General features: G+C 46.8%; 19 protein-coding genes. 9 read left to right on the top strand and 10 right to left on the bottom strand.

All coding sequences use genetic code 11. The annotated features are described in order from the left end of the window. The first annotated feature begins 39 nt into the window (after nt 1-39). Nucleotides 40-1,509, top strand: coding sequence for an iron ABC transporter permease (locus LMED105_RS09670; protein WP_232222741.1), 1,470 nt, complete (start codon nt 40-42; stop codon nt 1,507-1,509). 166 nt (nt 1,510-1,675) lie between these two features. On the opposite strand, the gene LMED105_RS09665 is transcribed toward LMED105_RS09670, so the two are convergent. The 4 genes from LMED105_RS09665 to LMED105_RS09650 form a co-directional block, all read right to left on the bottom strand. Next, the gene (locus LMED105_RS09665; RefSeq protein ID WP_156799640.1) at nt 1,676-1,849 is read right to left on the bottom strand and encodes a hypothetical protein; all 174 of its coding nucleotides are present in this window, start codon (nt 1,847-1,849) and stop codon (nt 1,676-1,678) included. A 206-nt stretch (nt 1,850-2,055) separates the two neighbouring features. Continuing rightward, on the bottom strand, nt 2,056-2,835 hold the full coding sequence (locus LMED105_RS09660) for a DNA-binding domain-containing protein (protein WP_008250642.1): 780 nt from the start codon (nt 2,833-2,835) through the stop codon (nt 2,056-2,058). Beyond that, complete coding sequence (locus tag LMED105_RS09655) at nt 2,819-3,616, bottom strand: DUF692 domain-containing protein (RefSeq protein ID WP_008250641.1); 798 nt, start codon at nt 3,614-3,616, stop codon at nt 2,819-2,821. The genes LMED105_RS09660 and LMED105_RS09655 overlap by 17 nt, the downstream gene beginning before the upstream one ends. A gap of 18 nt (nt 3,617-3,634) precedes the next feature. Further along, nucleotides 3,635-3,928, bottom strand: coding sequence for a hypothetical protein (locus LMED105_RS09650; protein ID WP_008250639.1), 294 nt, complete (start codon nt 3,926-3,928; stop codon nt 3,635-3,637). 191 nt (nt 3,929-4,119) lie between these two features. On the opposite strand from LMED105_RS09650, the gene LMED105_RS16675 reads away from it, so the two are divergent. The 4 genes from LMED105_RS16675 to LMED105_RS09630 all read left to right on the top strand — a co-directional run bounded on the left by LMED105_RS16675 (nt 4,120) and on the right by LMED105_RS09630 (nt 8,083). Then, nucleotides 4,120-4,380, top strand: a complete 261-nt coding sequence (locus LMED105_RS16675; RefSeq protein WP_198006833.1) for a hypothetical protein — start codon at nt 4,120-4,122, stop codon at nt 4,378-4,380. Further along, nucleotides 4,343-4,474, top strand: coding sequence for a Na+/H+ antiporter NhaA (locus LMED105_RS17145; protein WP_083797160.1), 132 nt, complete (start codon nt 4,343-4,345; stop codon nt 4,472-4,474). The genes LMED105_RS16675 and LMED105_RS17145 overlap by 38 nt, the downstream gene beginning before the upstream one ends. After that, nucleotides 4,471-4,680 (top strand): hypothetical protein, encoded by a 210-nt coding sequence (locus LMED105_RS09640; RefSeq protein WP_008250637.1) that lies wholly within the window; start codon nt 4,471-4,473, stop codon nt 4,678-4,680. The genes LMED105_RS17145 and LMED105_RS09640 overlap by 4 nt, the downstream gene beginning before the upstream one ends. Nucleotides 4,681-5,641: 961 nt before the next feature. Then, on the top strand, nt 5,642-8,083 hold the full coding sequence (locus tag LMED105_RS09630) for a TonB-dependent receptor (RefSeq protein WP_156799639.1): 2,442 nt from the start codon (nt 5,642-5,644) through the stop codon (nt 8,081-8,083). A gap of 185 nt (nt 8,084-8,268) precedes the next feature. On the opposite strand, the gene LMED105_RS09625 is transcribed toward LMED105_RS09630, so the two are convergent. Continuing rightward, nucleotides 8,269-8,931, bottom strand: coding sequence for a response regulator transcription factor (locus LMED105_RS09625; RefSeq protein WP_232222740.1), 663 nt, complete (start codon nt 8,929-8,931; stop codon nt 8,269-8,271). 11 nt (nt 8,932-8,942) lie between these two features. Then, complete coding sequence (locus LMED105_RS09620; protein WP_008250629.1) at nt 8,943-10,832, bottom strand: 7TM-DISM domain-containing protein; 1,890 nt, start codon at nt 10,830-10,832, stop codon at nt 8,943-8,945. Between the two features lie 182 nt (nt 10,833-11,014). On the opposite strand from LMED105_RS09620, the gene LMED105_RS09615 reads away from it, so the two are divergent. Further along, nucleotides 11,015-14,425 carry a hypothetical protein gene (locus tag LMED105_RS09615; RefSeq protein ID WP_008250626.1) on the top strand — a complete coding sequence of 1,137 codons (3,411 nt, stop codon included), beginning with the start codon at nt 11,015-11,017 and terminating at the stop codon, nt 14,423-14,425. Between the two features lie 170 nt (nt 14,426-14,595). Beyond that, nucleotides 14,596-15,897, top strand: coding sequence for a S8 family peptidase (locus tag LMED105_RS16345; RefSeq protein ID WP_050771206.1), 1,302 nt, complete (start codon nt 14,596-14,598; stop codon nt 15,895-15,897). Between the two features lie 993 nt (nt 15,898-16,890). On the opposite strand, the gene LMED105_RS09605 is transcribed toward LMED105_RS16345, so the two are convergent. From LMED105_RS09605 to murF, 3 genes are all read right to left on the bottom strand, one after another. Then, on the bottom strand, nt 16,891-17,466 hold the full coding sequence (locus tag LMED105_RS09605) for a hypothetical protein (RefSeq protein WP_156799638.1): 576 nt from the start codon (nt 17,464-17,466) through the stop codon (nt 16,891-16,893). 19 nt (nt 17,467-17,485) lie between these two features. Then, complete coding sequence (locus tag LMED105_RS09600) at nt 17,486-18,187, bottom strand: hypothetical protein (protein ID WP_008250615.1); 702 nt, start codon at nt 18,185-18,187, stop codon at nt 17,486-17,488. Between the two features lie 282 nt (nt 18,188-18,469). Continuing rightward, nucleotides 18,470-21,544: a UDP-N-acetylmuramoyl-tripeptide--D-alanyl-D-alanine ligase gene (murF, locus tag LMED105_RS09595; protein WP_008250610.1), complete on the bottom strand. Its 3,075-nt coding sequence runs from the start codon at nt 21,542-21,544 to the stop codon at nt 18,470-18,472. 180 nt (nt 21,545-21,724) lie between these two features. Between murF and LMED105_RS16820 the strand changes: the two genes are divergently transcribed. Continuing rightward, nucleotides 21,725-23,263 (top strand): hypothetical protein, encoded by a 1,539-nt coding sequence (locus LMED105_RS16820; RefSeq protein WP_156799637.1) that lies wholly within the window; start codon nt 21,725-21,727, stop codon nt 23,261-23,263. Nucleotides 23,264-23,573: 310 nt separating this feature from the next. On the opposite strand, the gene LMED105_RS09580 is transcribed toward LMED105_RS16820, so the two are convergent. Continuing rightward, nucleotides 23,574-24,815, bottom strand: a complete 1,242-nt coding sequence (locus tag LMED105_RS09580) for a CehA/McbA family metallohydrolase (protein ID WP_008250607.1) — start codon at nt 24,813-24,815, stop codon at nt 23,574-23,576. 272 nt (nt 24,816-25,087) lie between these two features. Here LMED105_RS09580 and LMED105_RS16815 point away from each other — a divergent pair, with 272 nt between their 5' ends. Continuing rightward, the gene (locus tag LMED105_RS16815) at nt 25,088-25,276 is read left to right on the top strand and encodes a hypothetical protein (RefSeq protein WP_156799635.1); all 189 of its coding nucleotides are present in this window, start codon (nt 25,088-25,090) and stop codon (nt 25,274-25,276) included. Nucleotides 25,277-25,279: the final 3 nt, after the last annotated feature.

Below are 25,279 nucleotides of genomic sequence, written 5' to 3'. Positions count from 1 at the left end.
CTGTGGGCCCACTTTGCACAGTATGTGCTTCCGCCTGTGGTGGGTAACACCCTGCTTTTGATGGTGTGTGTTGCTGCGGGTGTGATTGTAATCGGTGTGCCCCTGGCTTGGATAACCGCAGTGTGCGAATTTCCGGGGCGACGTTTTTTTCAGTGGGCGTTGGTTCTGCCTTTGGCCATGCCCGCCTACGTGCTGGCTTTTGTGCAAATGGGCATTTTTGAGTTCACTGGCCCTGTTCAAAGCACCCTTCGACTTTGGTTTGGCCCCGAGTTATGGCTGCCTGATATTCGGGGCAGCCTTTGGGGACTAGTCATGGTTCTTGTCAGCGCCTTTTACCCTTACGTATATTTGTTAAGCCGCAGTGCATTCATTACTCAAGGTCCACGCGCCATGGAGGCAGCACGATGCCTGGGAATGGGACCATATTGGTCGTTCTTTAAGGCAGCCCTACCCATGGCCAAACCTTGGATACTGGGTGGATTGGCATTGGTCCTTATGGAAACAATGGCTGACTTCGGAGCAGTGGCTGTATTCAATTACGACACCTTTACCACAGCAATTTACAAAGCCTGGTTTGACATGCACAACCTGGGAGCTGCAACGCAGTTGGCAAGCATCCTGATTCTTTGTGTATTGACCTTGTTTGCCTTCGAACAAAGAGCATCCAAACAGCAACGCTTTCATGTCAACAACCCCATCACTGCCCGTTCACAGCTTCGAGGCAAGCAAGCACTTCTGTGCACAGTCTTATGTGCTGCAACTTTTATGTTTTCTTTCCTAGTCCCAATGCTGCAGTTAATCGCATGGGCATGGCAATCCTGGAAAGAACAAATTGATATGCGGTACTTTGAATTTGCAGCCAACAGCTTGATTTTGGCCATACTCGCGGCATCGTTGGCTACGATGCTCGCATTGAGCCTTTCGTGGATAAAAAGAAGAAATCCTGACCCCACCACAATATGGATAAGCAAGCTGGGAACACTAGGCTATGCCTTACCGGGTGTGGTGCTTGCAGTAGGAATCTACATACCGATTGCGTGGCTGGACAATGCACTAGGAGCGCTGCTAGAAAATTTCAAGATAACCGAGTTGCAAATGCTGAAAGGAACATTGATTTCCATGCTATTGGCCCTGACCGCTAGATTCATGGCCGTCGCGTTTCAGTCCACCGACAGCAGCATGCAACGCATCACGAGAAATCAAGAAGATGTATGTTCGTCCCTGGGTCTAAATACGCGGCAAACACTTGTTAGACTGCATTTACCCTTACTCAAACCAGGATTACTTGCAGCATTTTTAATGGTGATGATTGATGTCATGAAGGAAATGCCAATCACACTAATGACGCGTCAATATGGCTGGGACACTCTTGCAGTGCGGGTGTATCAACTAACGTCTGAATCACTTTGGGTGGAGGCTGCATCACCTGCGCTCATCATCGCATTGCTCGGACTTATACCCGTAGTTTATTTGATTGGCAAAACGAATCAAATCGGTCATTCAGCATGACATCACGCGTGAAAATATAACGCAGCCCATCCGATTTCTGATTGGTCCCCAGGTTCCAAATGACGTTTAGGGATGAACATCTGAATACCCAAAGGAGATGATCTACGCAACAAACGGTAACCAGCAGAATCCAGGGTGATCAATCACCAAATCTACAAATAGTTGCTTATTTGTCTTTGCTGAGTTGGGCCTTGTTTCTTCGAATCACAGATTCGATCAAAGATTGAGCTTCCTTCAAATCTTTTAGCGTACGCTCTGCAACTGGCATCTCATCAGCAGCGTCAATAGCATGCTCCAGTGACTTTCGTACGTTTTTTAACTCTTTAATAAAATCATCCATGGTATCGCTCCCAAAGGCCGATATTTTATCGAGTAGGTAGATCTTTTCTACAGCCATCCCAAGGAGGATTTGTTCAGCATGACATATAACGATAATGGCAACTTCAGGCCAAAAAATTAGCCTCCCACAGTTTAGTAGCGATAGGGCATTTAAGCATCACCATCAAACTGAATTCACAACAAGTTAAGGTTATTTTTGAGGCATCGCTAAATCAATCTAAACCCCACAACCAAACCCTGTTGGAACCAGTCATGCAGACAGTAACCCACCAATGCGGTGGTATCTGAATTTGCAAATTCGCTGGCCATTTGTTCGCACAGTGCGCCAAAAGGTATCTGTTGCAAGGCCATTTCCAACATACGCCCTTCCTCTGCGCCGAGCGTTTTAAAGTGAGGCTGAAATTCTTTGCGCCAGGTCAACACTGAAACTGGTCTTTCAAACAACACCACCGTCGGCGGAGTCTGCAGTTCCTTAAGAGCCTGCCACATGGCAACCGCGTTACTTTGAAATATGAGACGTGTAAGTGTGGGTACAAATTCGAACACCACTCGATTCCATTCGTCCGGTGCAATATTTGCCAAGTCGTCTATGAGTAACGCCGTTGAATCTGGTCCATCAAAGGCACGTCTCAAATTCCAGTCAAGCAAAGCAAGTTCGTGAATATCCGGATCAACAGGATGTTGAATACGCAAGAAGCTCGCAAACAACGCACCAAACCAGGAAATGTTGTGGTCCAAACTTGGCTGTTCTTCAATGTACTTTAGGCCCAAGGAATCAAACCAGGCATCGCCCAAATACATCGCCGTGTAAGCATAGGTGTCACGCAGCGTTTCAAGCAAGCGCAGGCGATACGCATTCTGATAAATCTCAATCCCCAAGGCGGGTTGTACTCTGCCGTGCTGCTTAAATAGACTTGCTGCACCTTGTGTATTATTCAGTACATCTGCCTGAAACTGACACTGTAATTTTTCATAAAGAGCGAGCATGGTTCAACTCTGCTATCAAGTCAGTCAACGGTGGAATATTCCCATCACGCTCAATCATCGTAGGCACTGGTCCCAAATGCGCAATTGCTTTTTGGTAAAGTGCCCACACGCCATCTGGGACAGCTTGATCATGCGTATCAATCAGGTGCGTGCCGTGGTCGCTGTGTCCAGCCAAATGAAGTTGAACCACACGTTCAGGTTCCATCGCTCCGATGAAATCCATGGGATCAAAGCTGTGATTATAGGCACTCACATAAACGTTGTTTACGTCAAGCAAGAATCGACAACCCGTGCGGTCTGCTAGCGCGTTCATGAACTCCCATTCCGCCATTTCAGAACAAGCAAACTCAACATAGCTGGATACATTCTCAAGCACCAAGATCTGTCCGAGAGTGTCTTGTACTTTAAGCACATTCCGGGTCAACACCCTTAGCGCTTCCTCGGTAAACGGCAACGGCATTAAATCGTGCAGTTGACGGCCATGCACGCCCGTCCAACACAAATGATCAGATACCCAACAAGGATCCACCCGTCGCTTAAGTATTTTGAGTTTGTTCAAATACTCCGGGCATGGGCCTGCCACTGCACCAATTGAAAGTGAGACACCATGCATCACAATGGGATAGCGCTCACAGATTCGATCTAGCATATAAAGTGGTTTGCCACCCGGCACCATGTAGTTGTCAGAAAGCACCTCCAACCAATCCACTGGTTGCAGGTGTTCCAGAAAATCAGTGTAGTACTCGGTCCGAAGACCGAGTCCAAAACCAGATATATTCACAGCGCGAATTGTTTGAAATTACTTCTTGGCAACCAGGTCGCCAATTGTGCCGCCCTTGCTCAGGCAATCACCAGCAGCCATCGATTTGAAGCCGTGCCCACCACAGGCATTTTGACCTTTACAACTGTGTTCTGCAGTTTTGCAATCCGAGTTACCTTTGCATGAATGCACGCCATAGCAATGCACCTTGTCACCCGCTGCTACAGCGGCCCCGGTACTTCCCTTCGGAGCGGGAGCAGCCATCACAGCCGTACTCAATGCAAACATGGCAGCCGCGCCTGCCAGTGAAGTTAGGTTTTTCAATGTAGTCATCCTGATCTCCTGAGTTGATGAAGGCACGTGCCAACAACAAAGGGTTCGACTATTCCGTGGACTTAGTTACAGCCGACATCAAAATAATTGCTAAATTTTTTTATCGTCGAGAATATGTAACCTATAAGAGAAGAAAAACGAATTATCCAAGTTATAAAAATCAGGATTTTAATTTCCCAGGGAAACAAACCATGTATGACGCAGTCAAGAACTACTACGGCAAAGAACTTCAAAGCAGCAGCGATCTGAAAACCACAGCCTGTTGTGATTTTTCATCCATACCGGCCTGGCTAAAGCCACTTCTGTCGAATATTCATGACGAGGTGCTAAGCCGCTATTATCGATGTGGCTTGGTGTGCCCCACAGACTTGAAGGGAAAACGAATTCTCGACCTCGGCTCCGGCTCTGGGCGCGATGTGTATGTCCGTCTTTTTCCTGCTCGTTGGCCTTGAGCTCAAGCGTGAACTGGTAAGTGGCGAGCTTTCAAATTTAAACAAGGCGTTGTTTCCCGTTCTTGCGGCGGCTGGTGAGGATGTAAGTAAATGAAACACGAAGTGCCTAAGGAATTGCTTTTCTTCCCAAAAATTGGAAAGGTTGAAATAGTCCGGACGAAATCCAAGAAATTACGAATCAACCAGAATCGCAACGGAGAAATTTGGGTGCTGGCCAATGAAGAAACCTCCATCTACGAGATTCGATTGCAAGTAGAGCAATTTGTTGAGGAATTAAGCGTGGACAAACCAAATATCTGAATTTATCCGAATACCGCCAACCTTAATGCTGGCGGTAAACGTATCGCCCTACGACAATTACTTGTACGCTGCCTAGGGTTCTGGCGTGTTTCAAATCACTGACAAGGGGAGTACTGGAGAGCTCGGTTGGTCAGCCAGGATTGACGATATTTTTCATGGCGATCCACTACTATTGCCCGTATTACAGACCTTGGTTGACGCCTTTGATCGTCTTGGCCTAGCCCCGCCACCCTTCAGCTTCAGGCGTCAAATATTGAGACCGCAACCGTTTCTGAGAATGCTTTGTTGCTCATGGGTGGCCTAGGAATACAAATTGATCCAGATCGCAGTGAGGTGTTTGGGCCTCTCGTGATGTCAAATACAACGGTTGACAGGATGAGTGGTGACATCATCAACTCCACCCCGGCAAGGGAAGAGCCCATCGCTGTTATGGGCGTTGATGATGAGGGCAGTGTAGTTATTTACAATTCCCCTCTTCGACGTGGAGGCGTGGTGGGAATAACAGCACATTAAATGGGATGGTAGATCAAGGACTTCTCTGGCGTCTACCGAGTCTGGATCCGGGAAAGCCTAATTTTTCATTGGAGTTTGAGGAGTTCTCTAAGGGATTTATTTCCTGTATATCCGCAGGTATGCAAGCCGAGTAATTGATGAATACAATTCGCGAAGCCCAATAATCCGTCACCCAGGCACCGATTGCTTCGAAACCAAACTCAACTGGAATTTTCCTATTGAAGTGCTAATACCGCCAGCGGCCATGAAGAATATCGTAAGAATTGCTCCGTAGGGTCTTAGACGCGCTATTCCTCAGTTCCTTAGAGGGCAACTATCAGACATGAGTTACCAACTTAAGGAGAACTCCCTCAGAAAACTTGGTTCAGATATTTGTTTTCATAACAATAAGTGAATTAATATTAGGCAATATTACAAATGAACCACCCCCTTATCCAGGTTCAGCCAATTGAGACAAATCCAATTCCAACGCCGTCTCTTCCACGCGGCGATAAAAGCCCAATTGCGCCCCGCATTCAGTCTTGCACTGGTATTGGCTTTGCCCATGGACAACGCTTTTTCTCAATCGGTAAATCCTTCGCTTCAAGAAGTTGAAGTGACCGGCAACATTGAGAAAAACGACACTTCAGAAGCGCCTGCACTTGGCTCAACAATTAAAACCAGCGGCGACACCCTTGAAACAAAAAAAATTCAAAGCCTCTCGGAGCTCAGCCAACAGGTACCGGGCTTTTATGGCTTTGGAAGTACCCCACGACTGGCTGGCTTTTCTATTCGTGGCTTGGGCAACAACCAGTTCAATGATGGGCTAGACAGCAGCGTAGGTTTGTACGTTGACGGAGTGTATTTGGCTCGCCAATCGTACTCGGCCTTTGGCCTTTACGATTTGGACACAGTGGATGTTTATCGTGGCCCACAGGGTAGCCGATATGGGCTGGACAGCACCGCAGGCGAGGTACAAATTCAGAGTCGTCAACCCTCCCACACCCGTGAGAGCAATATCACCTTGGGCCTAGGCAACCAAGGGTACAGAGAACTGAGCGCGGCGAGCACTGGCTCGCTGATTGAGGGTGAACTGGCCGGGCGAATCAGCGTGTTCAAACAACAACGCGATGGTTTTTTATTCAATCAGTTCGATGGCACCCTGTTGAACGATCAAAACCGATTTGGCGTGCGCGGTCAACTGCTTTGGACCCCAAGCGATGAACTGGTGATTCGTTTCATCGGCGAGTACGGTGAACTCGATCAACAGTGCTGCGCAATTGCCTTGTTCGGCCCAGTATCGCGCACCATTCAAGCGTCTGATGAGTACATGGGCTACAACCGCCCTGGTACCAACCCGGCCGACCGTGTTACTGACAACAACATTCAACCGTTGAGTAAACTGACCAAGGAAAGTGCCGCCGTGGTGGCTGAATGGGGTCCACCCGGACGGCACAAGTTTGTCAGCATTACCGGTTTGAACCGCTTGGCCTACAACCCTACCCGCAACGATGATGGCACCTCCATGAACTTGCTGGAGGGCAGTACCACTTCGGAATCACAGCAAATATCCCAAGAACTTCGCTGGCACACCGACTTTAAACGCCTGAAAACCACTGTGGGCGTATTCGCGTTGAACCAGAAACTACGCGGCGAAGAAGTCGGAATACTTGGCGATGAAATCGCGCTGTGGGCACTGGGTGGTGCCTTGCGTCAGCAAGTGCCCACCCTTAACCGGCAGAACAGCGGTTTTTTGGTCAATGCCTTATTACCCCCAGATGCACTCAACGGCCTGCGCTTAAGTACACCCTACAGCCAAAGCTCCAACACCTTGTCGGCCTTCAGCACAGCCGACTGGCGTATCAACGCCATCACCACTGCCACAGCGGGCATTCGCTACACCGAGAGCAAAAGGCGCGGCAGCATTAGCCGAAGCAGGTCTGGCGGTAACTTGCAATCTAGCCCTTTGGCCTTTACCAATACGCTGACTACAGTGGGCAATTTGATCGGGCAAGATTTATCCGCTGTAACTTACGATGGCCTGATCGACATGCTGGTGGGCGAATCGTTTGACCGCACCGATTCCAGAAAAGACCACGGGACAAGCGGTCAATTGGCACTGCACCGGCAATTGACTAAAACTCTTTCAGGCCATGCCAGCCTGACGCGCGGCTACAAGAGCGGTGGTTTGAACCTGGCTGGTTTAAGCCCAAGCGTGCGGGCCCAATTCGACCCAGAAATTGCAGACAGTTTTCAGGTTGGGCTCAAGAGAATTGAACCCACAGGGCGCAGCTTATCCAGCCTTACCTTGTACAACACCCGCGTTAAAAACTTTCAGGCTTTAACCTACGAAGAAAATATGGGCCTGATTCCCAACCCCCGCCAAAACAATGTACTGAATATTCCTGAGGTTCGGCTGCAAGGTGTTGAACTTGAAATGGCTCGAGAAGTAACACGCCGTTTAACGGTGGGCGCAGGTGTGGCCTACAACCGCGCAATCAGCACAGAATTTGCAAATGCGCCGAATGAAGATACTCGCAAAAATGACAAAAACCTGAGTGGAAAGCAACTGTACAACGCACCACGATGGAGTGGTTTTGTGTCACTTGAACAAAAATTACCCAACCAAGGCGAACTGCAACCTTATGTAGGCTTAGACCACACATTTCGCTCAGCCACATTTGGCGCTGTTGACCAAAGCCGCAACAGTTTTATTGATGCATACCAGTTGACCAACCTACGATTGGGTGTGCGCAACTTGAAACAAAAATGGCATGCGCAAGCTTGGGTAAAAAATCTTTTTGATGAAGATTACAAAGCTGCCGTTTCAGCCCTGTACAGCTTGGGTGAGTACGGTGGTTATGCGGGAGATCCCAGAACTTTTGGGGTCAGCTTAGACCTAAGCTATTGAACTACCATATATCCAGACTCCTTGAGTTCGTTTACTAAAAGACCTAGTAACCAAACTTTCTCTTCCGATTCGGGCAAAGATTCGACCACTTCTAAAAACTCCATGGGTCTCATCTTTGTAAATACCTCTCGTATAAATCGACGCGCCTCGGTCTCAGTCATAGAACTCTCATCTCATTGCATCTTTCAATTCAATTGAATTGGCACTGTTAGTCGATAACCCAGTCCACGACTTGCAGAAATGAGATTTTCCACCTCGAGTTCAGTTTTACACTTGCTGCGCAAACGGCTAATCAAAGCAGCCAAACTTTCTTTGGTGGCAGTTCTTTCATCTTTCACACTCAAGCCAGTCAGCATTTGGTCCACATCTACTTCACGCCCTGCTGACAACGCGAGTAGCTCAATCAAACGCAGTTCGCTATGTGTCAATGCGCATGATCTGCCCTCAGGTGTACGTAATTTTCCAGCCAAGCGATCCAAAATAAAGTATTGCATTTCCAAGCGTTTCAAACGCTTTCCCAGGTTTTCAATCACCGCTATCAATTCTTCGGTGTTGGTGGGTTTGGTCAGGTACACATCAGCCCCGGCTTGGTAGCCTGTGGCGCGGTCTATGGGGCGCACACGCGCAGTAATCAACACAATGCCTATATCAGGGTGTGTGGTGCGCAGCCGTGCAGTAATGCTGTAGCCGTCTTCATAGGGCAGGTTCACATCCAGCAACACCACGTCTGGCGTGTTCTTGCTCAAGTAGGCGTTTAACTCCTCGCCACAATCCACACCGTGCACAGTCCAGCCTGGGCGCGCTAAAAAATCAAGCATCTCTTCACGCAAATGCTCGTTGTCTTCCACCAGTAAGATTCTTAAGTCGGCAAACATACTTTAAAGACTACCCATTGTTGATCGCGCTGATAGAGCGCATCGCCACCCATGCGGCGAGCAACACCCCGCACCCAATACAAACCCAAACCCATACCGCTTTTTGAAATGGCCAACTCTGCACGGTAGTACTTGGCAAACACCTGCGCTTCATCTGGAAAACCCACCGGCCCTGCCTGATTGCGCACGCAAAGCTCCCAACGCGATACATCTGGCTGCAGAAGAATTACAGGAATGTCTGTATTCTCCGGCGAGTATTTCACTGCATTGTCAATGAGGTTTATCAACATCAGGGCGAGCAGTTGGCGGTCCACTTTGGCCATCAAAAGTTCAGGCAAAGTGCACTTCAATCGGCGGTGTTTCGGGTGTGATCGGCACACCTCTTGAACCAAGGCAGACACATTCACCTGAGCAATTTCAGGTGCCAGGGCGCCCTGCTCCAAAATGTCCACATCAACACCACGCTTGAGTACTTCATCCACGTTGTCGACAGAATTTTGAACACGCTTTAGACGACGCAGTACTACCTCATCCTGATCAGCCAATGCATTTTCCAAATTGCTGACCGCCATGCGAATGGTGCTAAGCGGCGTCTTAACTTCATGCATCAACATGCCGTAGAAGCTGCTGCTTTCCTCGTGGCGCTTGCGGGCCAGTTGCAATTCGTATTCCACCTGGCGCTTTTCAATTTCTGTACGCACCCCTTCCTGGATTTTCAGTTGCGTATTGCGCACCAACATCAGCATCAACATGAACACGCTGAACAAGGCCAAGGGCAAGTTGGGGTACAAAGCAGAGAAGTTTTCAGTTTGCAGCTTCAATACAAGCGGTACAACCCACCACACAGTGAATGCAGTCAACACAAAATAGGCGAATCGCAAGGCATACAGCAGGTATTTGTCTTTGTGTTTTGCGAATATCGCGATGAGTACGCCAAAAAAGTTGCCAGACAGAATAAGTGTGTTGTTCACCGCCAAAGATTTATCTGGATAACCTGTAAAGGCCATCCAGATCAACAATGGCATCAAAGCCCAAGGTACATAGGCATGCCACAGCAGCCACTTTGGCACTTCAAACAATTTGAAAATCCGGTAATACACCGCTGTAGCAATGGCCATGTGCACCAGGTTAGCCAGCACCATGCTTTGGTTCACCCAATTGTCACGATCTGGCCACACAAAGCGTGAAGCCAGCCCCAACAACAAAGCCAATGCACACAAACCCGACAGGTTATAAACAGCATCCAATAACCAAAGAGAGTCTTTGGTCGCCGTGTACACCATCAGCGAGATCATGGCTACTAAAAATCCGATACCGACAAAAGCACCGCCTACCATTTGCAGGCGAGAGTCGAACACGGCACTTTCTGTTTCAGAAATTACGCGTGCGTAAATTGGTGTCGTCGGTGTAACCACCTTGATATAAACCACCGAGCTATCAGTTGCACTGGGTTGGTAACGCACCGACGGGGCTAACGTATCCACTTCCTTTTCCGAAAACGCATGCTTTGAACCTACGATTTTTTGAACCCAGGTACCCTGAGCAGTGGGCAAATAAACATCCACATGGTGGGTGTAATTGGGCTGCACCATCACGACCCAATTTGGCTGCCTGGAAGGTGCCATTGTCAACCTGAGCCACACCGGATCTAAATTGTTGCCACGAAACAGCGGCCCCATAAATGGTGTAAATGTTTGTTTTTGAATGTTGTCGATAGTTACCGTATTGCTTGTGTCTTCAAAATACGCCCGTTCTTGCACCAGGTCCTGATAGGGAGTATTCACAGGAAAACTGAACAACCAACCCAACGCCACAAACAGCAACGCACTGACCACTAACAGAGACAAGGCGGGCGAACGGGCGGGTTGGGTCATTTAGGGTGGCAGGCTTTTGATTGGAGTGGCACTTTATTTTGTAATGTACCATTACCCCGAAATGAAACATTACAAAAGATTACGGTGATCCCAGCAGTGTACCAACAGCCGTTGTAAGAAAACGTAATATTCAAAAATTAGTTGTTGTTAGTCTTACTTGGCATTCCTGACGGGAGACTACAATGCATATTTTTTCCTTATTGTCTAAAACGCAGTACACAATCCAAGGCAATGCAGTTCAAAGCCTTATTCCAACTCTACTCACAAAAACAGCAATTGCTGTTGGTTTTCTGGCCCTGGCCGCTTGTGGCGGTGGCGGAGACGGCACTTCCTCAACACCGGCACCTACACCAGTGTTGGGCGCTGGCGCGGAACCAGGCATGCACCTGGCTGCCTTGGGCCCACTGGCCGGCGCAACCGTGACTGTTGCACCATTGCTACAACCTGAAAACGTACTTGTTTCAAGTACTACTTCAGCAACCGGTGCATTCGCCTTGAATACTTCGAACCTTCCGGCTGAGTTCGATTCTCAGCTCTTGAAAGTTTCGGTTTTCGGCGGCAACGACACCGATGTGAACGACGACGGAATACCCGAAGCAAACCCAACACCCAACACAGGTACCATCAATGCATTAGTAAAGGGCAGTGACCTGAAAACGCGTTCAATAGCTGTCACTTTGCTGAGTGAAGCAATTTATCGTGCAGTTGAAGGACAAATGGACACAGTGCCACAAGAGGCCATCGAACGTTCCATGGAAGAAATTGCCTATCAGCTTTTTGATCAAGATCTCGATGGTGACGGTTTCATATCTTATGGCGATGTGCTCTCCTTCAACCCCACGCGAGCACGCGACAAAACGCTGCTTTCTTTTGCTTATGCCGATTTCCTGAAACCTCAGAGCGATGGTACCTCCGTGGTCACCAAGTTTCACACCAACAACATGGAAGCGATTCCCATGGGGATTAACACTGTGCTGGGTGTTCGGACCTTGTCGCGTCTTCCTGACCAACTTGATACAGGCCTGGTCATTGTCAACATCAGCTCTGGCAACGGGGGTGTAGTGGTTAGCCCAGACATCCCAACGCTGGACCTAGGCTCGGGCAACAGAAGCTTTGTTCACAAAATGGCCAGAAAAACGGCGACCAACAACGGCGGCAAAGTCACTTTTCGCGCCACGGCGGACGAAGGGTTCACTTTCGCACGTTGGGTAGGTTGTGATGCGCCAGCCATTTCGATGGGTGATACTTGCGTAGTGCAAAATGCCGAGGACAACTTTGCGGTGTCGGCGCAATTCATGCTCAACGAAAACAAGTTGGTCGCAGGACTGACCAATCAAGTTGCACTGGGCGACTCACCCGGCAAACTGGGTGTTGTACTCTCCGGCAACAACACACTGACGTTGACTGCGCTGATGAACGACGCGCAGAGCAAGGCAAAAATTGACAGCGTCATGGCAGGCTCTTTGATTCACACAGGCTTGATCACCTTTCCCCAGGTAAAAGTACTGGAAGACTTGGGTGAGGCGCCGGTGGTGAGCTCAGGCAACACTCCGGAGTTTTACCGCAAACAGTTCCGTTATGAATCCATTGAATTGTTCAACGCATTCGAGCAGGCGACTTACCTGGAAGACGACCGCCCAATTGAACTGGACGATCTCACCGCCGTGCGCTATGCACCCGAGGTGAACGAGGCACAGAAAACAATCGTACTGCCCACTCGCGCCAACCGCAGCTTTATTGAAGGCCCAACACCATCTGGACAAAGCGGCGCTCAAGGAAGCTGTAGCGCTGCCACAGACGAAGAAATTTATGCCACGATCCGCAACGGGAACGGGGAAGAAGAAGTCGTAATCGCCTGTATTGAGGAAGGTGCTGAACCTGATGAGTCTGCTGCATCATGCCAGGTACCTCAGGAAGATGTGCTAACCACAGTCGATGGCCGTGTGTACTGTATTCCCACCAACGATCGATTGACTTCCAATTCCAAGAGTTCTGAGGATGACAAGCCCTTGCGCGTGCTGGCCAAAGAACAGACTGGCAACAAAAATGGCATGGTGAAAGCCCGGGAAATTATTCTGGCGGGTTACGGACGTGCTTTTGACCTGGGCGACAATGTTTACCTGACCAGCAACCCCAACAAACCTGGCTTGTTAATGATTGAAGCCGAAGGCGATTTAAAGCCCGCCACACCCAAGGAGCGTGCCGTCGAGGTGATGAAGGTTGTATGCAAACGCAACGCCCACATGACCGGCTGCGGACAGTTTGGTGGCTCACCCATTTCACAGGTGGCAAAATTCAGTTTTCCCAAAGAGGGAGACCCACCTTTCTCAGTTGAAATCACCAAAGGTGTTTACACCTTGACTGTGAAGGCAAAAATTGAAATTGAAGCACGAACCCGCGGTGGAATTACCTGGGTAAAACCATTGCGAGTGGAAGCGTTTGTAAACGGCTTTGTTAGCTTAACGCCCGAAATTGGTCTAGGCATTCAAGCCAGCAAAGGTCCTTCGACGGATTTGCGTAAGAAAATTTACGAATTTGATTATTCGAAAAATGCATTACCCGCAGGCGCCTTGTATCGCGGCACTATTTCAATTGACGTAGGGTTAGAGCTCGCTGTTGCAGCCGCAGCAGAACTAACTGTTCGTCTACCCGTGGTTACACGATACGACGGTGCATTTGCAGCGGGATGGGGTTGTCGTAAAAGCTTCTTGAGGGACTGCGTTGGCGGAGTGCAAGCTGGTTTGAAAGTAGTGCCCAGTATTTTCTACACCGCCAAACTAGCATCTTCTTCGGTCAGTGGTACGGCTGAACCTTACCTGCAAGTGGCGCTTAACAGCGGCATTCGCGGTGTCGACAAAGACCTGTTCAAAGTTGCTGCAAGGGCATTCGTACAGGCAGAAGTCAAAATTGAAGGGCCTACCATTCAAGTAAGCAACGAGCCCGCCACATTGTCGCGAGTGGGGCAAAAGTTCTGCCTGGATGGACAAGGCAGTGCCTCGGCAACGCTATATGCAGGCGGCAGGGTGTTCTACGAAGTGGACACCACCGACTCACCCCTTGAAAGCCTTATCAAGTACCAATACAAATTTATTCCTTACGAGAAAAAATTCCATATTGCATCTTATGGCTGGGATTTCGCATTTGACACCAATAAACCCTTCCCCAAAAAAGAGGGTGTGGGTATCAACCCAAGACCTGAAACAGACTCCCCAACTTGCACGGGGACGTCAGCGAACAATGCGCCCGAATCCAGAATTTTTAAAGCAGGGGAATTCGAGTTATCTACGAGTAGCTTCTACATCACGAAAAACAGAAAGTTCATCATGCAGGAAGATGGCAATTTTGTGGTGTATGAATACGACCCGGAGACCAACAAAGAAGGACGAGCCAGGTTCGCCACAGGTACTAGCGGCCTTAACTATCGCATCATTTTTCAGCGCGACGGTAACCTGGTAATTTATGACCTGCGTGACAACCCGATTTGGGCATCCAACACCAGCGGCCTCAACAATGCAACTTTACACTTGCAAAGTGATGGCAACATGGTGATTTACCGCGACAACAATAGCGTTGCGTTTGCCACTGGAAGTTAAATCTAATACTTGAACCCAAAGTACTCAAGCAGTCCCGAAACCAGTATTTCGGGACTGCTTGACGATTGCAAACAATTGACGTGTCATTTAGTGAAACAACACGAATCGAATTCTTATCAGGCGAAGTATCAAGTGAATGGAGTCGCCTACTCTACTTTTACGGAGCTTTCATGCCTTCTCGACTTATTCGGATTACTGCAACCTTAAGCTTGTTCGCCACAGCAAGTCTGTCCCAAGCCGAACCCATTCAAAACCAATACATTGTGGTGTTGAAAGACACCGCTGTACTTACCCAAATTCTTGAATTGCCTGTTGGCACCCCGGTTAAAAGCCTGTTGGACCAAGCACAAGCCCAATTGGGGTTACCAGCACAACAAATCAATTTCCGTTATCAAAACGTATTCAAGGGTTTTGCAGTCAACCTGCCCGACCACATCGCACGCGGCTTGAATCGCAGTGGTTTGGTGGCATTTGTTGAGCAAGACCAAACTGTGAAGTTGAACAACGAAGTGACCCAGAACAATGCCACTTGGGGCCTTGACCGTTTGGACACTCGCGAGAATGCGCGAGACATGCGATACACCTACTCATCGACAGGTGCACAAGTTCATGCCTATGTCGTGGACTCGGGGTTACGTGCAAGCCATGTCGAATTTAGGGGGCGCGTGGGCAACGGTTTTGACGCCACGATCGGCTCTTCATCGGGCGGCTTGTTGGGAGGTGGTTTTCTCGGTGGTGGATTTCTTGGCGGTGGCGGGCTGTTTGGGGGCTTGTTCGGTTCTCCCAGTTCCCCGCCCCCATCCTCTGGCAATGCTTCGGATCCGTTTGATCCATCCTCCACACCCAGCGATTGCAACGGACACGGCACCCACGTTGCGGGCACCATTGGTGGCACGCAGTTTGGCGTGGCAAAAAATGTAATTCTCCACGGCGTACGGGTGGTTAACTGCGCGGGCACAGGCACTTCGTCCTCAACCGTGGCGGGTATTGACTGGGTACTTCAAAACCATGTAAAGCCGGCAGTTATGAACTTAAGCCTGGGTGGTGGTGCATCCACTGCGGTAGACCAAGCAATTCGTGCTGCCCACAATGCGGGCATTGTAACGGTAGTGGCGGCAGGCAATGATTCACGCAATGCGTGCGAATTCTCGCCAGCCCGCGAGCCATTGGCCTTGACCGTGGCCTCAACCGACCGCAACGACAGGCGTTCCTCTTTCTCCAACATTGGCAGTTGCGTCGACTTGTTTGCACCCGGCAGCGAAATTACCTCCGCCGGCATCAACAATGACAACGCACAACAAGTGCTCAGTGGAACCTCTATGGCCTCACCCCATGTGGCGGGCGCTGCAGCCAAACTACTTTCAAAAGGTATTGCACCTGGCAATGTGGCCACTGCCTTGAGAAATGAAGCCACTTCAGGCGTAGTGAGTGACTCAAGAAACACTTTGAATTTGATGCTTTACAGTCGATAGCCTGCAAAACAGGGTTCCGACGACCTGTGCGAGGAACCCTTCATTGAATAAGCTTTCCTCCAGAATTTCGCCCGCAGCCAGAAACCGTGAATTCACTAGGCGCGCACTATTTAAACATCCAGTGTGGAGTAAGACTCTACAATATCCTTGAAGCCGCCTATCCATTCCTTGCGCTTTAGGTATTCGTTCAACCTAGTGTAAGGCGAAGTCAGTACTGACGAACTGCTAGGGTTCAGAGGGTTTGCCACATCTAATGTTTAATACTTTTTCCAGAAAATTCCAAGAAACACCAAAGATGAAGCGAGTGCTATTTTGATTTACTAGTTATGTTTTAAGAGAAAATAGAATTGAAATGAGATTTTTAAATTCATCCACTGTCGCAGAATTAGACAGAAGCAAAAATCTTGAATCATTAAAATATTGACCGTAAGTGTATTCATCTTTTGCCCAGATTATTTTCGGATATGTGAATTTTGCTGCTTTTCTCAAACAACGATCTAAAGAATCCGATTCCGAATCCTTAATCGAATGTCGGCATACAATCAGACTCGGCACAGCAAATTCGATCGCCTTGTTCAGATCATCCACGCGGGAAAAAGAAAATACCAAGAACTCTTTCTCAATTGCAAGAACCAGTTCGGAAGTCTTGCTTTGAATGCCCGAAAGAGAAGAATCGAAATAATAACAAAAAAGCAAAATTAAATACCAAAGTCACAAAAAATGTGTTTATGCAAAAGTTGGTTATTGAGGCGCAGCAACCATCATCTTCGGAGAACGATTTCAAGCAGTAAATCAGCCCAAACGATAGAGAATAATAAGACTAACAATGAGGTGCTTAATAGGGCCAGCGTGTAGCCAAAAACCTCAGCTTTCATGAACACAAGAAGTGTCAAGCTCGCATTTAAAGCATATAGATGTGAAGCCAGCGTGGTTAAGTAAAGTACTATTTGATTGATAACAGCAGCTTTACCTGTAAAAACTCCAAATAGCAATTTAACGATACTTCACAATATCTGAAACTCTAAACGCGGAAACAGAAACGGTCGTTTCGGACTCTTTCCTTGAATAAACTTCTTTGCTTCCACGCAAGATATACTGGGCATTCGATCTATCCACAACTTCGAATCTTTCAAGTTTTTCAATTGTTCTAAAGTAGAAATAGTTTGAGCTTTTATCGCTTGGTATATCAGAATTATTTTTGGTGAGCTTTACAAATACCCAACAATCCTGGATCAAAGCTTCCCATTTCGTGCTGGAAGCGTTTGCTACTGCGTAGCCAAAGGACTCATCAGCCGTCGTGTAGATTACATCAAGAGATTCTTTGGGACATCCTTTTAATCCATCACTTAATTGCGAGAGAGATTCCACTAAAACAGTGTCACTGTGTTTAAAGGCAAGATTCTTAGATTCCTCCATCTCTTTGATCAGTCTTTGCTTCTCAATTAAAAGCTGTTCATTTGCCTCTCGAGTACCATATTGGTTTTGTGGAATCCTATTCTGAGCCTCTAAGTTTTTAGAAAAAGTTGCCACCAGAATAAAACATAAAGTAGCGAATAGTTTAATTTTCATCGTGCTAATTCCCAGCCCTTTACTCAACAATACTATCAATTTCATCATACACACCGCTTAAATACGCCAACTCACTGGGAGAGTACACCTCCTTTAGTCTTTTGGTAATTAAGCGCGCTATTTCGGTGTTCATGGAACTATGGCTGTTCTTTTTAGTGTTGGCAGTACCAAGAATCAATTCATTCCAAATCTGGTCAACCAATTTAGGATTTCTCTCGATTGACTCTAACACCGCGTAAGATACCTCTGGCAGATAATGACTATGGTCTCGAATGTTAGAAAGATAAGACATTGGGAGGGCACTTTCACTCACAATTTTCCCAGCCTTCAAGCGAACTTCACTGGCGTCTAACAATACGATCCGATCATCATCGTGAAGCGCAAAGCGCATCTCAATCGACTCAGTTGAATCAAACAAATCTAGGCAATGATGTCTGAACTCAATCGCACTCAAGCAAACCGTGGTGCGAACCTTGGAATTGAATGACGTTCTTGATGCGCTTTTGCATACAGCATTTACGGTGGAAAACGATTCATGCTCCTCCTCAACACTCCATGAAATGTCAATGCAGTCCCAAAACACTAATTGATCTTGAATGGCAATCGGCCCCCACTCATCCAACGAGCCATGCCTAACAGTGTCGATCGGATCTTTCAAGCCACAACCGCTCAACATGCAACCGGCCGCCAGCCCAACAAGAATTTTCCAGAGGTTGCTCATCGCAATTACTCACTGCATTAAACATTAACTGGCAAATGATGAGCAGTTGATTGGTTAGCGTAAATACAAACTGTTTCTACTAGAAGTCGTAAACTTCCCGAAATAATTTAACAATTGATCAAATTTGTCACCTTTATCAGGTAATTTCACTATCTATAGTGAATAGAATTTTGAGTCTAACAATGTAGAATATTGTTAAATGAATTATGCAATTTATTACACAATAGGCATTTTACTTATAGCATCCATACTTAAATCAGCTCATTTTTAAGCCAATTTAATTCATCCCATTCTCAGTTGATCCACTAAGTAGTTGAGATTGATGCTGTTTGATCCCTTTGCCATCACGACATCATTAGCCCTTATCCCGAAAATTAAAGGCTCCAGTGCATCCTCAACAGAGTCGACCGCGATTACTTCGGCGTGATCGGTAATGTGACCTTTGAGTAAAGCCATCTGTTCTCCAACTAAGACCACCAATCTGATTTCAGGCGATAAAATTTCGGGCAACAGGCTCAGATGTAATTTTTCCGTCTGATCGCCCAGCTGTAACATGTCGCCCAACACCAGTATTAGTTTGCTCGACCTATTTCGCGCTGTAGTCCGAGCGCCTTGAATAGCTGCTTGCATCGATAGCGGATTTGCGTTGTAGCTTTCATCGATGACTAAAATGGTTTTACCGTCAATCACCGCCTCGAAATGTTCTCCTCTACCAGGCAAAGGAGAAAAATTGATAAGTTTTTTTAATGTTTTATCTATCGGTAAGTCTAGTGCGATAGCCACAGCAGCTGTGCACAGCATGTTGGAAATGTGGTGCTTGGATAGCACCTTTGAACCAAATATATAAATTCGACCCTCTACTTGAATTTCAACCTCTTTATCCTTGTCATTGATATTGATCAAACGCACTGCGCTCTCGCTGTGTTCTCCATAAGTGATAACTACAGCTTTGACCTTATTGGCCTCATGTAGGATCAAATCAAAACATTCAGTATCTCGATTGATAACTGCTATTCCACCGTCAACAAGCCCCCAGAAAATTCTTGCCTTTCGCTTGGCAATTGTTTCTATCGTTTTGTGAAACTCCAGATGGGCAGAACCTATATTAGTCACCACGGCGACATGTGGTCTTGCCAAAACAGCGCTTTCCTTCATCCTCCCGATGGCGATCTCTAGAATCATATAATCTGTCCCCGACTCCATTGAAGCCAGGTTCCAAGCAACTCCGTAGGGCAAATTTGCATTACCACGTGTTGCAGAGATATGCCCACTATCGTTAAAAGCGTGTTTCAGCATAGCAACTGTAGTGGTTTTACCCGCACTGCCAGTTACACCCACAAGTTTTCCAGTGAACAACCTCCTTGCATGGCGTCCCATGAAAATAACCGCTTGGTGGATGCTCTTGACAACAAGAACACCGGCCGTTGTAGGCAAGGTGTGTGGAACCTGAGTACCACTAGTAATCATTACGGCATTGGGTAGAGGCGACAAACGCTTGAATGAATCAGCACTCAAACCTCCATTTTCACTTTCACTACGCAGTGCTACGATATCATTCGGTCTAAATCCAGACTCCCAGACGCAGATCCCAGATGGACGCCAGGAGTCTGGTGGAGATTTTATCCAAATACCGCCAGTCACTCGCGCTATTTGTTCTGCGTCCCAATGTAGGACTGAGCGTGATCGAATATTAAATTCCTGAGAAACAGAATCATCTGAACTATTCTCACCACTCTGTATAGTTGACTTTAAAATATTTTGATACCCAATCAATCCTGATAAATAGTGTTCAACATCATCAATACGAACTCTAAATGCATGATGTCTTATAAAAAAAGCCCCCTTCAGTTTTTGAGGCTTAGGAAAAAACATGGCCCATTCTGGCCAAAAGAATCCGTTTCTTAAATAATTAGCACGATAGTTTATTGCACGGTAAAATTTCTCAACGTCAAAATCATTAATTAAATCAACATTTTCGGATTCCAGAAAAACAACATCTAGAATCTTCTTGGAAGCCACCATCAATTCCAATAATGTAGGGAATGTGGTCTGACGCTCAAGAACGAAATCTAATTTGTCTTTTACATTAAGCAAACCAAATTCGAGATACTCGCGCTTTGGTCTATACCGAATAAGATGAGCTGTCGCGTAGGCCAACCAGTGATCAGAATATTTCCAGTATTGATTATTTATAAACCGATCAAATATAATTTCAACAGCCTGCAAGTATCTTGACTTTCTGGTTAATTCATAAGCCTTTAACAAAGCCAGTACAGCCTCACCTTCATAATATACGATTCTGAATTTCTCTTTAACTGTCAATTCTGGAAAATTAAGTACATGAACAAAATCCCCAGTGGACAAGTCCAACATGGAGAGAATACCTAATGCCAATTTGTCAACTAGCGCCTTGTATTTTTGATCATCAAATACAATAGTGTATTTGGCGAACGCCAATATTGCTGCAGCACTACCGCCAAGTTTAATTTCATTGTTAAGATCCAATAGAAAGGAAACTTCGGAGTGTCCAGCTAACTTTATTGTTCTAACAAGAACAGTACTTAGAAACAACAAAGATCTTTTTATTGGTTCAACAAGATAGTCATCTTTTGTATATTCATAAGCCTCTATCAATGCAAACGTAGAACTTGCATGCCGAAGTGTATTGTAATGATTTATAGTTTTATCAAAACATGGAAATTGACCATATTTAAACTGACCATTGTTACCGATCTGTGCTGCAAGATACCGTGAAGACTCTTTAATCATTACGTCATTTACAGACCCATCATCCTTGCCTATTACCCTTCGACCAGCAGCAGAGTTAGTATTTTCCAGCCTAAATATTGAACCTTCATCATCAAAGTAGAATCCATCTGTGGTGAAAGTCCATACGGTATCTTCCAATCCAATTACACCTTTATAATTCTCATATTTTAAATTGAGGAAAAAATTTATTTTATTGGTATCTAAATGCGAATTTTCATGCTCAACCCCTTTGTAGAATATTGCATTAGCATTCAACTCCTCTTGAAGAAAAAAGGTCTTAAAATATCTATCAAACGATATTCCTTGGAAGAAATAGAATCTTTTCGTATCACCGATAAATTCACTCAAAATTCTTAACTTGATTGGCACTATATTTTTGACTATTTCAACCCTGGCATTGTGATAACCACAACTCTCAAAGTACGCGATAAATTCGAGGACATCCTTTGATGAACTTAAATCAATTTTAAATATTTCTTGTCTAACTCTATAAGTTTCACAGCGCTTAGTTATTACAACAACTGTCTTTTCTGACACAGAAGTCCTCTCATATTCAGAGAGAAATTTATGCAAAATTTTCAGCTTCACTAGTAATATTCCTATTTAATATGTCGGTAAAGTTACTAAACAAATATCAGAAGTGGATTAAAACCAACGCATCAGCTTTTAAAACAGTTAAAAAATGTCAAATGTTAAATGCCGTGCAAAATCACACTGTACTCCGTGCGAAACTTACCTGAATTTTTCATTTTTTGCGATGGTGGTTAAATGCAATCAAACAATCTTGCAGTAGGGAAATTGAAATCGGCAGTAGGCCCTATCGAAGTACAACGTTCGGGTCAAACTATCACGCTTTCACAAGGCGATGAGTTGAGATGGAATGACATAATTACCAACGCTGGCAATCAGCAGGCCGAAGTAATTCTTCCTGCTATGTCCGGCGGTCACGGTGAGACTCTTCTTCAGTTGGCTCCTGGGTCTTCAGCCAAGCTAGAAGCAATTGAGTCCCCAATTCCTGGCGGGGCCTCTCGCACACTGATTCAACCTTTGTCGGAAGGAGTTGAACTGTATGACATCGACGATGACATTAGCTCAGCGATTCTTGGTGTCTATGATGGCAACATGACTGGACTAGTTGGGGCCAATCTTGTTGGCGACGCTGCAACGGCTGCACTTATCGGAGCGGGTCTGCTCGGATTGGCTTCTCTTGGCGGCGGCGGTGGTGGTGGCTCCCCAGTGCGCGTTGATGAAGAAGGTGATGCTGATGCTGATGCTGATGCTGATGCTGATGCTGATGCTGATGCTGATGCTGATGCTGATGCTGATGCTGATGCTGATGCTGATGCTGATGCTGATGCTGATGCTGATGCTGATGCTGATGCTGATGCTGATGCTGATGCTGATGCTGATGCTGATGCTGATGCTGATGCTGATGCTGATGCTGATGCTGATGCTGATGCTGATGCTGATGCTGATGCTGATGCTGATGCTGATGCTGACATGGATTTCGCGGGTGTGATTGGTGGCCTGCAATCGTTAGATATGAGTCTTGAACAAACCCCTTTAGCGCCAGCTACCGCTCTAACTAATGCGTTAGCAGACGGGTTAGGGGTACTATCAGATGGAATTGGCGATCTTGCTGATCAAGATCCGACAGGTCTTGCACAACTTTTATCTCAGACCGTAGGTCAGGAACAACCGGGATACAGTAACGAACAGGATGGTCTAGCGGGCGTGGTTAGCAACGTGTCTCAAGGGTTAGCTGCTGGCAGCCAGGGTGGACCTCTAGATCCAATAGTTGATCCCTTGGCTCAAACGCTTGGTTACAGTGAAGATGAAGGTGTCGATGGAGTTGCTCAAGGGCTGACCTATGTAGGAGATGTGTTAGCCTCGGATCAAAGCCCACTTTCTCCCATAACATCGGATTTGCTTGCTCCAATTGTCGGAACAAGCGACTCCGATCAAGACTCGGAAGGAGTCAGTGGAACTCTTCTAGAAATTGGCGAAGGCCTCACCGATCTTACAAATGAAGACAGTGCACTCGCACCTCTGGACCCCGTTACTTCGGCTGTCTCTGAACAAGCGCTTTCTTCGATATCTGACGGAGTGTCCCAAGTTGGTCAAATAATTGTGGATGGTGCGGAAATGGCTGGCCCATTAACTCCCTTAGTTGAAACTGTTGGCAATTTGCTAGGCGGAGATCGCCAACCAAATGCAGACATGGAAACAATGGCAGCGTCTAGCCCAATTTCCTCCTCCCCTACTGGGCCCAACGCACCAGATCCTTTGAATCTTGTAGACAATTAACCACCCAATTAAAACAACCCGCTGAATTTCGTTCAGCGGGTTGTTTGGGGTAGCAACTGATATCGAACCGTTGACTTCACAAGTGAATAAAAACGTTAAAAGGCGTTACGCGACACGCATGCTTCCGGTTGCTTTGACAACCTAGCGTTGATCCATTCCGATCCTTCTTCAACGCATGAAAAAAATTCCTCCGCTATTCCCTAATACGCATATGTTTGCCATATCTGCATAGCCCTTAATCGGGGATTTCAAAAAGATATCCTTGAGCCTGACATGTCACCTTCTACAGAGGCGACGCGTCAATTTCAAGTTAATCTTTGTAATTGACGTAAACAGGATTACTAATCGACACCATCGGCAAACTGGGGATGAAAGACCCCGGTGAATCTAGTAGGGGTGTAGACACTCCCTGCATCGTGACCCGGTAATACGTCATGGTATTTGCACCTGGCTGATCTGTGAATATAACGCTGGTTTGTCCTGGTAAAATATTCAATGTAGTCAGCGCCGAGCCATCACGAATCACTTCAATTCTGTAAAAGCTGCTTTGAATCTCGATATTTTCAAGCGCGATTTTAAATCGAACGGGGCGGTCTTCTTTCAGCACAAGATTGTCACCCATTCCCACATCAAACACCCCATCAGCGCCAGAAGACGCTGTCAGAACTAGCCTGGGTGATTGAGGTGTCGCCGATATCGTGACACGCCCGGCATTCAAAGCCTCAACTACCGATTCTGCGTCGCGATTGCGCGCGCGAACCCAAGTGGTAGGTGTGCCTATTGCATTGACAAAGGGTTGAAAATTATTGGGATCGATGCGGGTTGGAAACGACCGGATATATCCGTGATGCGAATCACTGCCACCGCGACCAGTCATTCGTCGCCCAGTTCGAATTTGATCGTCCCAAATGGTTTGAGCATTCATATTCAAAAACCAAACAGATGATTGCCACACCTCAATTGAGCGAACAACATCGTAGCCGTATCCCCAAGCATCGCCCGAGGCGGGATGATTGGCAGAAAAGTGAAGCCCCAACGATTTCACTACCCGCTCCACCTCTGAACTTAAGCCATCGCGAACCGCGTACATAGCCTGATGATCATAGGGGGTGGCTGAAAAGGTATTCGCGTGTCCTTTGCCTGTTGTCCACTCAGCCCCATAAAGTACAAGCAATTCATCATCTGATTTGTAACCTGGATCCGACCAAGTATTACCAGCCAAATCTCCGTCTACATGGTTGTCGTGATCGCTTACAGCCAGGAAATTCAGCCCGTTATTTTTTGCAATCGAAATGACTTCGGCCATAGGCCTGTTACTCGCATCGGTGCTGTAGTTGGTATGCACGTGTAAATCGCCAGCCAACCAAATACCTTCATCCACAGGCAGGGGTTCTGGCACAGGAAAGCCGCCGAAAGCACGCGATCCAGTTTGTACTTCGTTCGGTGAAGTGTCGACGCCTGCAGATTGTCTATTGGATGGCTCATTGTCATCGCTTGAGCATGCCACGAGCAACAAAATGCTGAATACAGCACATAGGGAAGGAACATTCATCTTGAATCGCTCAATTGATAATCAACAGCACAACGTTGATACTGCGCCTTTGTGCGATCCGATTCGATCCAATAATCTATGTGAATGGACATTTTATTGACATGAAGAGACAACGGAATCTATGACAATTACATGAATTGTCACACTGACAATGGAGCCTACAATTTCTGTTGGTTTTATTGACAAATATGCCGGAATTAGTAGAGCACCCTCTAAGTGTACGGATGTACTCTTATTAATGACCAACTGGTCATTTTAAAAGGAGTATCGCCATGCAGCCTCGACAGTTTTCCGTAATCAACTCCACATCATTGGGATTTGCGGCAACGGTGCCAGCATTCTTGATTCTTAGCCTGAATGGAACCGTTCTTTTTTACGGAATCGATACGGTAGTGGCTCTATCATCAGCCGTTGGTATCACCGCATTCTTTGTTTCTCTTTTTGGCAAAAAGCCTGGATAAAAA

This window comes from Limnobacter sp. MED105, assembly GCF_000170915.1.
In the GTDB taxonomy this organism is placed as follows: domain Bacteria; phylum Pseudomonadota; class Gammaproteobacteria; order Burkholderiales; family Burkholderiaceae_B; genus Limnobacter.
The sequence above is the reverse complement of the archived record's forward strand: the minus strand, read 5'-3'. Positions and strand labels throughout refer to the sequence as shown.

Excerpts from the sequence above, each read along its gene's own strand:
- LMED105_RS17145 (WP_083797160.1), top strand. The coding sequence starts at position 4,343 with ATGTGTATGTCCGTCTTTTTCCTGCTCGTTGGCCTTGAGCTCAAGCGT.
- LMED105_RS09640 (WP_008250637.1), top strand. The coding sequence starts at position 4,471 with ATGAAACACGAAGTGCCTAAGGAATTGCTTTTCTTCCCAAAAATTGGA.
- LMED105_RS09665 (WP_156799640.1), bottom strand. The coding sequence starts at position 1,849 with ATGGATGATTTTATTAAAGAGTTAAAAAACGTACGAAAGTCACTGGAG.
- LMED105_RS09600 (WP_008250615.1), bottom strand. The coding sequence starts at position 18,187 with ATGAGCAACCTCTGGAAAATTCTTGTTGGGCTGGCGGCCGGTTGCATG.
- LMED105_RS09615 (WP_008250626.1), top strand. The coding sequence starts at position 11,015 with ATGCATATTTTTTCCTTATTGTCTAAAACGCAGTACACAATCCAAGGC.
- LMED105_RS16820 (WP_156799637.1), top strand. The coding sequence starts at position 21,725 with ATGCAATCAAACAATCTTGCAGTAGGGAAATTGAAATCGGCAGTAGGC.
- LMED105_RS16675 (WP_198006833.1), top strand. The coding sequence starts at position 4,120 with ATGTATGACGCAGTCAAGAACTACTACGGCAAAGAACTTCAAAGCAGC.
- LMED105_RS09605 (WP_156799638.1), bottom strand. The coding sequence starts at position 17,466 with ATGAAAATTAAACTATTCGCTACTTTATGTTTTATTCTGGTGGCAACT.
- LMED105_RS09660 (WP_008250642.1), bottom strand. The coding sequence starts at position 2,835 with ATGCTCGCTCTTTATGAAAAATTACAGTGTCAGTTTCAGGCAGATGTA.
- LMED105_RS09650 (WP_008250639.1), bottom strand. The coding sequence starts at position 3,928 with ATGACTACATTGAAAAACCTAACTTCACTGGCAGGCGCGGCTGCCATG.
- LMED105_RS16815 (WP_156799635.1), top strand. The coding sequence starts at position 25,088 with ATGCAGCCTCGACAGTTTTCCGTAATCAACTCCACATCATTGGGATTT.
- LMED105_RS16345 (WP_050771206.1), top strand. The coding sequence starts at position 14,596 with ATGCCTTCTCGACTTATTCGGATTACTGCAACCTTAAGCTTGTTCGCC.
- LMED105_RS09580 (WP_008250607.1), bottom strand. The coding sequence starts at position 24,815 with ATGAATGTTCCTTCCCTATGTGCTGTATTCAGCATTTTGTTGCTCGTG.
- LMED105_RS09620 (WP_008250629.1), bottom strand. The coding sequence starts at position 10,832 with ATGACCCAACCCGCCCGTTCGCCCGCCTTGTCTCTGTTAGTGGTCAGT.